We start from the raw sequence: 12,972 nt of genomic DNA, 5'->3' as shown, positions 1-12,972 counted from the left end.
ATCGCCGCCACCCCCGGGACGGTCACTCGAAGCGGACACCGCCGCGGCCGCTGCCACCACGGGGCAGGGCCTTCTCGATCGCACGACGGACGATCTCGGAGCGGTACCCCCGGCGCATCAGGTAGCCGTTGAGACGACGTTCGGCCGTCTCGCGGTCGAGGCCGCGCAACGACCCTGCACGTTTGCGGGCCCACTCGTCGGCACGCTCTTGCTCTTCGTCGTCGTCCGTGTCGGACAGCGCCTCGTCGATGATGGACGGGTCGATGCCCCGGGCGCGGAGTTCGGACGTGACAGCGCCCCGGCCGAGACCCTTGCGCTCTTGCTTGGACCTGATCAGGGTGGCGGCCAGTTCGGTGTCGTCGAGGAGACCGACCCGCTCGAGACGGGCGATCTCGTCCGCCACGACCGATTCGTCGAGGTCACGGGAGAGGAGCAGCTTCTCCATCTCGTGAGACGACACTCCCCGGCGCGAAAGGGCGTGCAGGCTGACGTTCTCGGCGCGTCGCTGCTGCGCTTCGAGGTCTTCGGGCCCGTCGGCGGATTGGTCGTCGAAGCCGGTCGCCTTGGGCCGGCCGGCAGCCCCCGCCCGAGAACCTCGGGCGGACGGATGGTCGCCCTCCGAGGCCACGGATGTCACACCGCCGGCCCAATGAGAACTGATGGCCGTCAGGACGGCCTCGGAACCGCTCGTCGTCTGATCGGTGGCCTCGCGATCGGTCGTCGCCTCGGGAACCGATGCACCGCTCATCGCGCCGAAGAGAGGCGTGACGGGGGCGAGCCGCCCGGTGTCGACACCGTCGTCAGACGGACCCGACACCGGGGCGTCGTCGTCGCGCGAGGTCATGCGCCCTTTCGAGCGGCGATCTTCGCCTCGATCGATTCGACGGGTGCCTCGACGGGCTTGGCACCGCCGACTCCGAGCTTGGCGAGGATCTTCTGCTCGATCTCTTGCGCGATGGCGGCGTTCTTGATGAGGAAGTTGCGCGAGTTCTCTTTGCCCTGGCCGAGTTGGTCGCCGTCGTAGGTGTACCAGGCACCCGACTTGCGGACGATGCCGTGCTCGACACCGAAGTCGATCAGGCTGCCCTCGCGCGAGATGCCCACACCGTAGAGGATGTCGAACTCGGCCTGCTTGAAGGGCGGCGCCATCTTGTTCTTGACGACCTTGACGCGGGTGCGGTTGCCGACCGCGTCGGTACCGTCTTTCAGCGTCTCGATGCGCCGGATGTCGAGGCGGACGGACGCGTAGAACTTGAGCGCCTTACCACCGGCCGTCGTCTCGGGGCTACCGAAGAAGACACCGATCTTCTCCCGCAGCTGGTTGATGAAGATCATGGTCGTGCCGGTCTGGCTGAGCCCACCGGTCAACTTGCGCAACGCCTGAGACATGAGTCGGGCCTGCAGGCCGACGTGCGAGTCACCCATCTCGCCCTCGATCTCGGCACGCGGCACGAGGGCGGCGACCGAGTCGATGACGACGAGGTCGATCGACCCCGAGCGGACGAGCATGTCGGCGATCTCGAGCGCCTGCTCACCGGTGTCGGGCTGCGACACCAGCAGGGCGTCGATGTCGACGCCGAGCTTCTTGGCGTACTCGGGGTCGAGAGCGTGCTCGGCGTCGATGAAGGCGGCGATGCCGCCGTTGCGCTGCGCGTTGGCGATGGCGTGCAGGGTCAGGGTCGTCTTACCCGACGACTCGGGACCGTAGATCTCGACGATGCGGCCGCGGGGGATGCCACCGATGCCGAGAGCGACGTCGAGGGCGATCGAGCCGGTCGGGATCACCGCCACGGGAGCACGCTCGTCGCTGCCGAGGCGCATGACGGCGCCCTTGCCGAACTGTCGGTCGATCTGGGCGAGAGCCGTCTCGAGGGCCTTCTCGCGGTTTTCGGCTGAGGGCATGTCGTTCTCCTTCGTGGTGGTCGTCCGTGCGCCTGTAGGCTGTCGCGTCGACGTCGACCGGTGGTGCAAGGTCGTCGTCGCTACGACAAGGCTGGTGTCGCCGGCATGTGCCGGTGACGCGGGACGTCGATGCGAGAAACGCTACGGGCCACCCCCGACATCGCGGTGGCGGTGACGGCCCGACGTGCAGAACTCGTTCGTCGACGTCCTTGTGGAGGACGCTACCACCCGTCCGAACACGTGTTCGACCCATCGCTCCCGGCGTGTCGAACACACGCGCGAGCGAGCGGCACCTCAGCTCGTCGGTTCGGGCAACCCGACACCGTAGCGACGGGACAACGGGACGCCCTCGGCCTCGCAGAGAGCGAGCCACACGTCGCGGGGCGGTTCTCCCTGGGCGATCGCCTGGTCGGCGGTCCGGTCACCGAGGGACTGGATGACGAGATCCCGGGTGATCACTCGGCCGTAGGCGTCACCGAACTCGTCCTCGACGGCTCGGGCGAACTCGCTCTTGCGCATCAGACGAGCGTACCCCGGACGACGAACGCCCCCGGCGTGAGCCGGGGGCGTTCGGAAGGACGTCGGACGGTCAGCGGACCGCGAGGTCGGAGTCGAACTCGGCGACGAGGTCGTCCGGCAGGGTGTCGGGGATCGGGTTGAGCCCCTCGATGACGGCCATGCGGTCGCCGACCTCGCGCATGATCACCGAGATGGGGGTCTCGAGGGCGTCGGCGACGGACGCAAGGATCTCTGAGCTCGCCTCTTTCTGACCCCGCTCCACCTCGCTGAGGTACCCGAGGGCGACGCTGGCCTTGCTCGCGACCTGGCGGAGCGTGCGGCCCTTCTGCAGGCGGAAGTCACGAAGGACGTCGCCGATTTCTTGACGTACCAGGACCATGGGGACCCTCCTTCGGGGACGACCCATCTGACGGGAAGGTTGCAGATGGGGGACGACTTGTGGTGCTCGGACCGACTGACCACGACTGTAGCCATCGGGGACTGTGCACCTGTTGTGAACTCTGGAGATGTAACGAGACCGAAACGCCCGCTATTCCCTCGTCTCGACCAGCCATCGGTCGAGTACTGCCAGGGATTCGGAGACCGTGGCGTTTCGGATGGCCTGTCGGTCGCCCGTGAGCGAGAGCGAGACGACGAGGACGTCGCCGGGTACGGCCAGACCGACGAAGACCGTACCGGGTTCGTGTCCCCCCTGCGGGTCGGGGCCGGCGACGCCGGTCGTCGCGAGGCCGATGTCGGCCGACCCCCCGTCGATCGCCAGCCGGTCACGGACTCCGGTGGCCATCGACGCTGCCACATCCGGGTGGACCGGCCCGTGGCGCGCCAACAGCCCTGCATCGACGCCCAGCAGCGTGTGCTTGAGCTCGGTCTGATAGGCGACCACCCCACCACGGACGACGGCCGAGGCACCGGGCACGGACACGAGTTCGGAGACCAGGGCACCGCCGGTGAGGGACTCGGCGACGGCGACCGTCAGACGCCTGCGCGTCAGCGCGGCGACGAGGTCGAAGGCCAGCGTCACGCGCCGGCCTTGCCGTGCTTCAGCGCCACGCGCATGTAGTCGGCCCCGGAGACGAGGGTGGCGACCGTGGCCGCGGTCATGAGCACACCGTTGACCCAGTGCATCCCCTCGCCGACGACGTTCCAGAGGGGAAAGAGTGCCAGGGTCACCGCGACCGCTTGCAGCACCGTCTTGATCTTGCCGCCGCGGGACGCCGGGATCACCCGATCACGCAGGACGGCGAAGCGGTAGACGGTGATGCCGATCTCACGGACGAGGATGAGCGCGGTGACCCACCATGGCAGCTCGCCGAGGATGGTGAGCGAGACGAGCGCTCCGCCGATCAACACCTTGTCGGCGATCGGATCGACGATCTTGCCGAAGTCGGTCACGAGGTCGAGGCCACGGGCCAGCATGCCGTCGAGGCTGTCGGTCAGGATCGCCACGACGAACAACGCAGCGGCCCAGACACGGAGCGAACCGTCCGCCCCGTCGTCGATCAGCAACCATGCGATGAACAACGGGGCCATGAGGATGCGGACGACCGTGATGACGTTCGCGATGTTGCCGGTGCTGGCCGGCCCGGGCCCCTTCGACGCCACGCGTCCGCGGAACGAGAAGGCCGAGCGCGGGGAGGTCGAGGCGGAGGCGTCGTCGTGGCTCATGGTCTACTCCCTGCCCGTCAGGTGCCAGGCGTCTTCGCTTCCGGCGTCGTCGTCTTCCGCGTACCCGCGGGTCATGGCCTCGACGGGGTCGCCGTCGTAGTCGCCGGCGTCGGCCCGCGTGGCGGAGGCAGAACCCGAGGAGGTGCGACCGACGCCGGTCTCGGTGGCAGCGTCACCGCCGCGCAGCTTCGCGAGCACGCCCGGGAGCTGCTCGGTCGTGACGAGCACGTCGCGAGCCTTCGACCCTTCGGACGGCCCGACGATGTCGCGCGATTCCATGAGGTCCATGAGGCGGCCGGCTTTGGCGAAGCCGACCCGGAGCTTGCGCTGGAGCATCGAAGTCGAACCGAACTGCGTGCTGACGACGAGTTCGGCGGCCGCGAGGAGCAACTCGAGGTCGTCACCGATGTCGCCGTCGATGTCGCGCTTCTCGACCACCGCGGCGACGTCGGGGCGGTAGTCGGGACGAGCCTGGCGGGTGACGTGGGCGACGACCTGGGCGATCTCGTTCTCCTGCACCCAGGCCCCCTGCACGCGCATGGCCTTGGAGGCACCCATGGGCAGGAACAGCCCGTCGCCCTGTCCGATGAGCTTGTCGGCCCCGGGCTGGTCGAGGATGACCCGGGAGTCGGTGACGCTCGAGACGGCGAAGGCGAACCGCGAGGGGACGTTGGCCTTGATCAGACCGGTCACGACGTCGACCGAAGGACGTTGTGTCGCGAGGACCAGGTGGATTCCCGAGGCACGCGCGAGCTGGGTGATGCGGACGATGCTGTCCTCGACGTCGCGCGGAGCGACCATCATGAGGTCGGCCAACTCGTCGACCACCACGAGGAGGTAGGGATAGGGCTTGAGCTTGCGTTGGCTACCGGCCGGGAGGACGATCTCGCCGCCGACGACGGCACGGTTGAAGTCGTCGATGTGACGGAAGCCGAAGCTGGCGAGGTCGTCGTACCTCATGTCCATCTCTTTGACCACCCACTGCAGGGCCTCGGCGGCCTTCTTGGGGTTCGTGATGATGGGCGTGATCAGATGCGGTACGCCCGCGTAGATCGAGAGTTCGACCCGCTTCGGGTCGATCAGCACCATGCGCACGTCGGTCGGCTTGGCCCGCATCAGCAACGAGGTGATCATCGAGTTGATGAAGCTCGACTTGCCCGAACCTGTGGCCCCGGCGACGAGGAGGTGGGGCATCTTGGCCAGGTTGGCCACGACGTAGCCGCCCTCGACGTCCTTGCCGACGCCGATGGTGAGCGGGTGCACGCTCTTGCTCGCCGCCGAGGACCGCAGGACGTCGCCGAGGGCGACGATCTCTTTGTCGGTGTTGGGGATCTCGACACCGATGGCGCTCTTGCCGGGGATCGGCGACAGGATGCGGACCTCGTTGGAGGCCACCGCGTAGGCCAGGTTCTTGGTCAGGGCGGTGACCCGCTCGACCTTGACGCCGGGGCCGAGTTCGATCTCGTAGCGCGTGACGGTCGGACCGCGCTTGAGGCCGGTCACCTTGGCGTCGACGTTGAACTGGTCGAGCACCTGGCTGATGGCGGCCACGATCGCGTCGTTGGCCTCGCTGCGCGCCTTGGCGGGCTCACCGACCGACAGGCTCGAGGCGGCGGGGAGACGGTAGGGGGCGCTCTCGGCACCGTCGTCCACCTCGTCGAGCGAGGGCGGGGCTGCCTCGTCGGGATCGACCGCGAGGAAGTCGGCGGCGGCGTCGCTCTCGCCGACGGGTTCGGTCGGCACCACCGGGAGGACCGTCGTCGACGCGGTCGCCTGGACGGGCGGGACGTCGAACCCCTGGGCGCGGACGGCGTCCTCGGCTCGATCGAGGTCACCGAGGAGGTCAGCCGAGAAGACGTCGGTCGGAGCCGTGGGTGGGACGGCGGCCCCGGCGGCACCGGCCGCCGCAGCTCCGGCCGCCGCAGCACCACCCGCCTCGTCGGGGCTCGGTTCGAACGCCGGCTTCTTGCGACGACGCCGCCCGAGCGTCTCGGTGGCGGAGGTCTCTTCCGCTTTCACGAGCGGGGTGTCGTACGCCGGGTCGTCTTCGCGTTGGTCTTTGTTGCGCCGCCACCAGGGCAGCGACTCGGACTCGGCCAGGTCGACGAGGTCGGCATCACCGTCGGCCCCGGCCGCCCCCGAGGTCGTCTCGCCGAAGAGGTAGGAGTACAGCTCGCCGAGCCGTCGGTGGATGCGGTTCGGCGGGGTCTTGGTGATGATGAGCAGCGAGAACGCCAGCAGGATGACGACCAGAGGAACCGCGACCCATTCGGTGGCGAGGGCGACGAGCCAGGACGCGACGACCCAGCCCAGCACGCCGCCACCCGTGGCGAGGGCACGGAGCCCTGCTGCGGCTTCGGGTTGCCCGCCGAAGATGTGACACAGGGCGCTGATCGAGACGATCGAGAGGCCGAGCCCGATGCCGATGCGGGTGTTGTCGTGTACGGACGCCGGGTGCCGGAAGAGCCAGCCCGCGAAGAGGATCATGATGACCGGAAGGGCGTAAGCGACGCGTCCCACGAGCCCGCCGAACGTGTACGCGTCGAATCCGATCGCGACGGGACTGGTCGGGTTCAGCCACTCGACGACCGCCCCGGCGATCGCGAGCAGGACGAGCAGGAACGGCACGCCGTCTCGTCGCTCGTCTTTCGCCAAGGACTCCTTGCCGAGGAGCCGGAACGCGCCGCCGGTCAGGTGTGCGAGCCCCGTCCACGCCGCCACGAGCGGCCCGGGCCCCTCGCGGACCGGGTCGGGTTGGCGGGGTGCGGGCAGCTTCTTGGTCGCCTTCGTGGCGCCGGAGGTCTGCGACGCTCGCGACGACGAACGCGCGCGCGCAGTCGACTTGGTGGGCGTGGCCATGGGCTCCAAGGTACCTCTCAGCACCGACAGCGGCCGGAGGTGCTCCGGTGTGTGTCAGTAGCGGATGGCGTCGATCACCTTCACACGGATCGCCACGAGAGCCGGGAGCAGGCCGGCCACCGCCCCGATCGCCGTGGCCGACGCCAGACCGACCAGAGCTGCCTCGACGGGGAACGGGGGGAGGTCGCTGACGGCGCCCTGGGCGATGAAGCCCTGCACCGTCGGGTTCTCGACGACGAGGACGGCCACCATCACGCCCACGGCTCCCGCCACGACCGTGCCGACGACGCTCTCGAGCATGACCGAGAAGAAGACCCGGGGAGCCGTGGCCCCGAAGGACCGACGCACGCCGATCTCGCGGATGCGCTGGCGGACGGTCACGAGCGCGATGTTGACGAGGCCGAGACCGCCGAGCAGCAACACCAGCACGCCGACCCCCGTGATGATCAACTTGATCGGACCGAACGGGTCGGCGTCCCCGCCCGCGGCGTAGTCCTGCCGCGAGACGTCGACCTGCACGTCGTCGCCGAGGGTGGCCCCCATGTCGGACGCCACCTGGGCGCTCAGCGCGTCGCTGGTCTCGGGCGGCAGCCACATCTCGTACTGCGGGGTCTCGACGCCGTAGCTCGCCAGGGCGAGGTCGTAGTCGGGTATCGGCAGCAGGTACATCTGCGGGCCGTCGAACTCGGACGAGGCCGAGACGCCCGTCACGACGAGCGTGACGGAGTCGGCCCCTCGGACGAGCAGGGTCGGATGGGACGACAACGGCGGGGAGCCCAGCTGCCGCCAGAGCACCTCGTTGACGATGACGGGCGGCGCGAGACGGGACGCGTCGGCGTCGGTGAACCACGAACCGTCGGTCATGACGACCCGGTGCATCTCGCCGTAGGGGACGTCGACCGTGACGGCCGCCACCTCCGTGACCCCCTCCGGCAACTGGACGGCGCGGTTGCCGTAGACGACGCGACTGGTCTGCTCGATCCCGTAGCGTGCCGTCGTCGTGGCGAACGCGTCCTCGATCGCCTCGGTGCTCGGAGAGGTGGTGCCGTTCGAATAGGCGTTGACGTAGTAGTTCGCGGGGCGCCCGCCGAACCGCTCGGCGCTCTCGCGTGACGACTGCTCGGCGAGCCCACCGAGGGCGACCACGCCGGTCAGGGCCGCGACGGCGACGGCCACCCCGATCAGACTGAGCAGCACGCGCAGCTTGTTGACGCGGAGTTCGGCCCAGGCCTCGGCGAAGGCCCCCACCACGTCGGCAACCGCGCGCTTCACGCGTCGACCTCGTCCCGGAGGGGAGACGTCGACGCGGCAGGTGACGACCTCGGTGTCGGCGCCCCGAGGGCCGCGTCGACGGACGCCGAGAGGACGCCGGCGTCGAGCTGGTAGTGCCTCGAGGCGCGGGCGGCGACCGCGAGATCGTGGGTGATCGTCACCAGGGCGGCCTCGTTCTCGGTCGCGATGCCGTCGAGCAGCATCATCACCCCGGCCCCGGTCTCGACGTCGAGCGCACCGGTGGGTTCGTCGGCGAGGATGACGCGCGGCCGGCGGACGAGCGACCGGGCGATCGCCACGCGCTGCTGTTCGCCGCCCGACAGGCGGTGGGGCATGGAGTCGGCCCGGTGACCGAGACCCACGCGCTCCAGCATCTCGCCTGCGATGGACCGGCGACGCCAGAACTCGGCACCCGACGAGTAGAGCAGCGGGGTCATGACGTTCTCGAGAGCCGAGCGCCCCTGCAGCAGGTTGAACTGCTGGAAGATGAATCCGACCTGGGCTCCCCTCAGCCGATCGCGCCGACCGCGCCGGATCGAGCGCACGTCGACGTCGTCGAACCAGTGCGTCCCCGTCGTGGGCTCGTCGAGGAGCCCGAGGATGTTGAGCAACGTCGACTTGCCCGACCCCGAGCGCCCCACGATGCTGACGTGCTCGCCCGCATCCACCTCGAGGTCGACGCCCGTGAGGATGTCGAGGGTCTGATCGTCGGCGAGGGGCACCGTCTTGGTGACCGCCTCGAGCCTGATCAGGGCCATCAGCTGCAGAGGTCCGCGCCCGTGGCGGGGTCGACGCAGTCACCCTGCGGCGCCGCGGCGGCGCCCGGGACGAACTCGAGCACCAGGTCGCCCTCTACCAGGCCGCCGGTGACCTCGACGATCGTGCCGTCGTTGATGCCGAGCGTGACGTCGCGTTTCTCGGTGGAGCCGTCCGCCCCGACGACCGAGACGACGCCCTTCCCGGCCGCGCCCTCGACGGCGGTGAGGGGCACGGTGAGGACGTCGGTGGCGACGCCGGCCGGGATGGTCAGCTCGGCAGCGAGTCCGCTGAAGACGGTGACGTCGCCCGGGACGACGCAGGAGACGCTCTGGCCCGACGAGTCCCCCGTCGACGTGGAGGCGTCACCGCCGGCGTCCGGCCCGGTGGACGACGAGGTGGTCCCCCCGACGGTGAGCGCCGTGCACGGGAACGGCGCCGGCCCCCCGGTGATGGCGACGGACCCCTCGGCCGGCCGACTGACGAGACGGTACAGCTGGTCCGCAGCGAGGGACCCCGTCACGTGGAACGTGGGAGGCGCGACCTGCGCGACCGCGTCACCCACGACGACCGTCTGGTCCTTGATCACGGCGACCGCGGTGATCGTTCCGGCCACGGGGGCCGTGATGACGGCCGTCTTCACGATCGGCTTGCGCTCGGTCACCGTGCCGTCGTCGGCCACGAGGGGCTCCTGCGGCGTCTCGGACCGGAGCGTCGCGAGCCGGTCGCCCGCGGCGACCGCCTGCCCCTTGACGACGTCGACACCGGTGACCGTACCCGCGAGCGTCGCGGGCACCGGAGCCGCCGGGTCGGCGACCACGGTCGCGTCGACCACCACGTCGTTGGTGATGGTACCGACGGCCACCGCGATCTGCGGTTCGACGAGCTCTCCGGTGGGGAAGGCGACGGTGTCGTCACCGGCTGCCGGGGCCGCGAAGAACGCGAGTTTGACGAGTGCCACCGCGATGGCGACGAAGATCAAGATGCGCAGGATCGGGAAGACCCAGACTTTGGCGATGCGCACGGTTACCCCCGGTCGATGTACTGACGTGTCAGACGTCACCGTAGCGAGGCCCAGGGCGTCACCGCCTCACCCCGGAGGATGATCGGGAGCATGAGATCTCCTCCCCGGGGATCAGGAGGCCCGCGACCGGCCCGCGGGACGACGACGGCCCGCGGGGTCTCCCCCGCGGGCCGTCGTCGTGAACTCGTGGCTCAGGCGCTGATGACCACCGGCACGATCATCGGGCGACGACGGTGCTGCGTGTTCACCCACCGGCCGACCGTGCGACGCACGACCTGGCTGAAGGCGTGCGTGTCGCGCGTGCCGTTCTCGGCGGCCTCGGTGAGGGCCGCGATGATCTTCGGCTTGACGTCGTCGAACACCCGCTCGTCTTCGGCGAAGCCGCGCGACTGGATCTCGGGACCGACCACGACCCGGCCCGTCGACGCGTCCATGGCGATGAAGACCGAGATGAAGCCTTCTTCGCTGAGGATGCGGCGGTCTTTCAGATCGGCGTCGGTGATCTCGCCGACGGTCGAGCCGTCGACGTAGACGTAGCCGATGTCGAGCTGGCCGACGACCTCGGCGACGCCGTCGCGCAGGTCGACGACGATGCCGTCCTCGCCGAGGATGGTGTTCTTCTGCGGCACACCGGTCCGCACCGCCAACGCCGCGTTGGCGTAGAGGTGGCGGTGCTCGCCGTGGACCGGCATCACGTTCTTCGGCCGCAGGATGTTGTAGCAGTACAGCAACTCGCCGGCCGAGGCGTGCCCCGAGACGTGCACCTTGGCGTTTCCCTTGTGGACGACCTTGGCCCCGAGCTTCGTGAGGCCGTCGATGACGCGGTAGACCGCGTTCTCGTTGCCCGGGATTAGGCTCGACGCGAGGATGATCGTGTCGTCCGCGCCGATCTCGATCTGGTGCTCGAGGTTCGCCATGCGGGCGAGGACGGCCATCGGCTCGCCCTGCGACCCGGTGCTCATGTAGACGATGCGGTCGTCGGGGAGGTCTTTGGCCTTCTTGGCGTCGATCAGGACGCCGTCCGGCACCTTCAGGTACCCCAGGTCGGCCGCGATGCCCATGTTGCGCACCATCGAGCGCCCCATGAAGGCGACGCGGCGGCCGTTGGCGTGGGCCGCGTCGAGCACCTGCTGGACGCGGTGCACGTGGCTCGAGAAGCTCGCGACGACCACGCGGCGGGGAGCCCGGCGGATCACGTCGTCGAGCACGGGCCCGATGTCCCGCTCGAGCGCGGTGAACCCGGGCACGTCGGCGTTCGTCGAGTCGGGCAGGAACAGGTCGACGCCCTCTTCACCGAGGCGGGCGAACGCCCGCAGGTCGGTGATGCGGTCGTCGAGCGGCAGCTGGTCCATCTTGAAGTCGCCGGTGTGGAGCACGGTGCCCGCCGAGGTGCGGATGGCGACGGCGAGGGCGTCCGGGATCGAGTGGTTGACCGCGATGAACTCGAGGTCGTAAGGCCCGAGCGACTCACGCCCGCCCTCTTTGACGGCGAGGGTGTAGGGCGTGATGCGGTGCTCTTTGAGCTTCGCCTCGATCAGCGCGAGCGTCAGCTGCGAGCCGATGAGCGGGATGTCCTTGCGGAGGCGCAGCAGGTAGGGCACGGCACCGATGTGGTCCTCGTGCCCGTGCGTGAGCACGACGGCCAGGATGTCGTCGAGGCGATCGCGGATGGGCGAGAAGTCGGGCAGGATCAGGTCGACCCCGGGCTGGTGCTCTTCGGGGAAGAGCACGCCGCAGTCGACGATCAGCAGCTTGCCGTCGATCTCGTAGACCGTCATGTTGCGGCCGATCTCGCCGAGACCGCCGACGGGGATCACGCGGAGCGTCCCCGGGGCGAGGTCTCGGGGAGCGTGGATTGTCGTGGGCATCTGTTCCTTCGGTTGGTGTGGGGCTCGTGCCCCGGTGTGCGGGAGGTCTGGGTCCGACGTCGTCGTCGGCGGGGATCAGGAGGTCAGCGTGTGGGGCCGTGCACCTTGGGCAGCGCACCGCCGGCGGCCGCGTTGCGGTCGGGCCGGAAACGGCTGAGGTCGGGGCCGGGGATGGACCCGACGTGCGACAGCTCGTCTTCGATGAGAGCGGCCTCGCTGTCTTCCGGGCCGACCAGGGGCAGGCGCACCCGGGGGCTCGAGATGCGACCGAGGCCGTGCAGGATGTACTTCGCGGCGACGGTGCCCGGCACGTGGGTCATGACGGCGCGGACGAGGGGCTCGAGCATCTGGTGCGCCTCGGTCGCCGTGTGCAGGTCGCCGGCGTTCACGGCGTCGACGATGGTGCGGTACGGGGTTGCGGCGATGTTCGCGGTGACGCCGATGAGGCCCGAGGCGCCGATGGCGAGGTGCGGCAGGACGTTCGCGTCATCGCCCGAGAAGTACAGCAGGTCGGTCTGGTTCAGGACACGGCTGACCTCGGCGAAGTCGCCCTTGGCGTCCTTCACCGCGACGATGTTGGGGTGCTTGGCGGCCCGGAGCAGGGTCTCGTACTTGATCGGGATGCCGGTGCGCCCGGGGATGTCGTACAGGATGACCGGCAGGTCGGTCGCGTCGGCGATCATGCGGAAATGCGTCAGCACACCGGCCTGCGTCGGCTTGTTGTAGTAAGGGGTGACGATCATGACGCCGTCGGCGCCGGCCTTCTCGCTGGCCTTGTAGAGCTGGATGGCGTGCGCGGTCTCGTTGGACCCGCCACCCGTGATGATCTTGGCCCGCCCGGCGGCCACCGACTTGCCCACCTCGACGAGACGGAGCTTCTCGGGGTCGGTCAGGGTGCTGGTCTCGCCCGTGGTGCCGGTGACGACGATGCCGTCGGCGCCGGCGGTGATGCAGTCGTCGATGTGCTTCTCGACGGCCGGCCAGTCGACCTCGCCGTCAGCGGTGAACGGCGTCACGAGGGCGACGAGGACCTGACCGAAGGGGTTGCTGATGTTCGACACGCCCTCCAGCGTACTGTCTCGCGTCGGGACCGACCTCCCGCGCCGC

The 12,972-nt window shown here is 69.5% G+C and carries 12 protein-coding genes; all 12 read right to left on the bottom strand.

The features are described 5' to 3' along the window. Positions 1-22: 22 nt before the first annotated feature. The gene (locus AEQ27_RS14105) at positions 23-844 is read right to left on the bottom strand and encodes a regulatory protein RecX (RefSeq protein WP_054147240.1); all 822 of its coding nucleotides are present in this window, start codon (positions 842-844) and stop codon (positions 23-25) included. Next, positions 841-1,902 (bottom strand): recombinase RecA, encoded by a 1,062-nt coding sequence (gene recA / locus AEQ27_RS14100; RefSeq protein WP_043596683.1) that lies wholly within the window; start codon positions 1,900-1,902, stop codon positions 841-843. The genes AEQ27_RS14105 and recA overlap by 4 nt, the downstream gene beginning before the upstream one ends. A 294-nt stretch (positions 1,903-2,196) precedes the next feature. After that, positions 2,197-2,421, bottom strand: a complete 225-nt coding sequence (locus AEQ27_RS14095; protein ID WP_054147239.1) for a DUF3046 domain-containing protein — start codon at positions 2,419-2,421, stop codon at positions 2,197-2,199. Positions 2,422-2,491: 70 nt separating this feature from the next. Then, entirely contained in the window at positions 2,492-2,800 is a 309-nt protein-coding gene (locus AEQ27_RS14090; protein WP_043596680.1) for a helix-turn-helix domain-containing protein, read from the bottom strand. Positions 2,801-2,950: 150 nt separating this feature from the next. After that, positions 2,951-3,442 carry a CinA family protein gene (locus AEQ27_RS14085; protein WP_054147238.1) on the bottom strand — a complete coding sequence of 164 codons (492 nt, stop codon included), beginning with the start codon at positions 3,440-3,442 and terminating at the stop codon, positions 2,951-2,953. Then, positions 3,439-4,086 carry a CDP-diacylglycerol--glycerol-3-phosphate 3-phosphatidyltransferase gene (pgsA, locus tag AEQ27_RS14080; RefSeq protein ID WP_054147237.1) on the bottom strand — a complete coding sequence of 216 codons (648 nt, stop codon included), beginning with the start codon at positions 4,084-4,086 and terminating at the stop codon, positions 3,439-3,441. The genes AEQ27_RS14085 and pgsA overlap by 4 nt, the downstream gene beginning before the upstream one ends. A 3-nt stretch (positions 4,087-4,089) precedes the next feature. Further along, positions 4,090-6,945: a DNA translocase FtsK gene (locus AEQ27_RS14075; RefSeq protein ID WP_054147236.1), complete on the bottom strand. Its 2,856-nt coding sequence runs from the start codon at positions 6,943-6,945 to the stop codon at positions 4,090-4,092. 54 nt (positions 6,946-6,999) lie between these two features. Beyond that, the gene (locus AEQ27_RS14070) at positions 7,000-8,217 is read right to left on the bottom strand and encodes an ABC transporter permease (protein ID WP_054147235.1); all 1,218 of its coding nucleotides are present in this window, start codon (positions 8,215-8,217) and stop codon (positions 7,000-7,002) included. Beyond that, complete coding sequence (locus AEQ27_RS14065) at positions 8,214-8,975, bottom strand: ABC transporter ATP-binding protein (RefSeq protein ID WP_054147234.1); 762 nt, start codon at positions 8,973-8,975, stop codon at positions 8,214-8,216. The genes AEQ27_RS14070 and AEQ27_RS14065 overlap by 4 nt, the downstream gene beginning before the upstream one ends. Next, complete coding sequence (locus tag AEQ27_RS14060; RefSeq protein WP_054147233.1) at positions 8,975-9,997, bottom strand: hypothetical protein; 1,023 nt, start codon at positions 9,995-9,997, stop codon at positions 8,975-8,977. Before AEQ27_RS14060 ends, AEQ27_RS14065 begins: the two co-directional genes overlap by 1 nt. 191 nt (positions 9,998-10,188) lie before the next feature. Further along, positions 10,189-11,865 (bottom strand): ribonuclease J, encoded by a 1,677-nt coding sequence (locus AEQ27_RS14055; protein WP_054147232.1) that lies wholly within the window; start codon positions 11,863-11,865, stop codon positions 10,189-10,191. Positions 11,866-11,948: 83 nt separating this feature from the next. After that, positions 11,949-12,926, bottom strand: a complete 978-nt coding sequence (gene dapA, locus AEQ27_RS14050) for a 4-hydroxy-tetrahydrodipicolinate synthase (protein ID WP_054147231.1) — start codon at positions 12,924-12,926, stop codon at positions 11,949-11,951. Positions 12,927-12,972: the final 46 nt, after the last annotated feature.

Origin of the sequence: Frigoribacterium sp. RIT-PI-h, assembly GCF_001297205.1 — a bacterium.
Taxonomy (GTDB): Bacteria; Actinomycetota; Actinomycetes; order Actinomycetales; family Microbacteriaceae; genus Frigoribacterium.
This window is presented reverse-complemented; position numbering and strand designations above follow the sequence as displayed.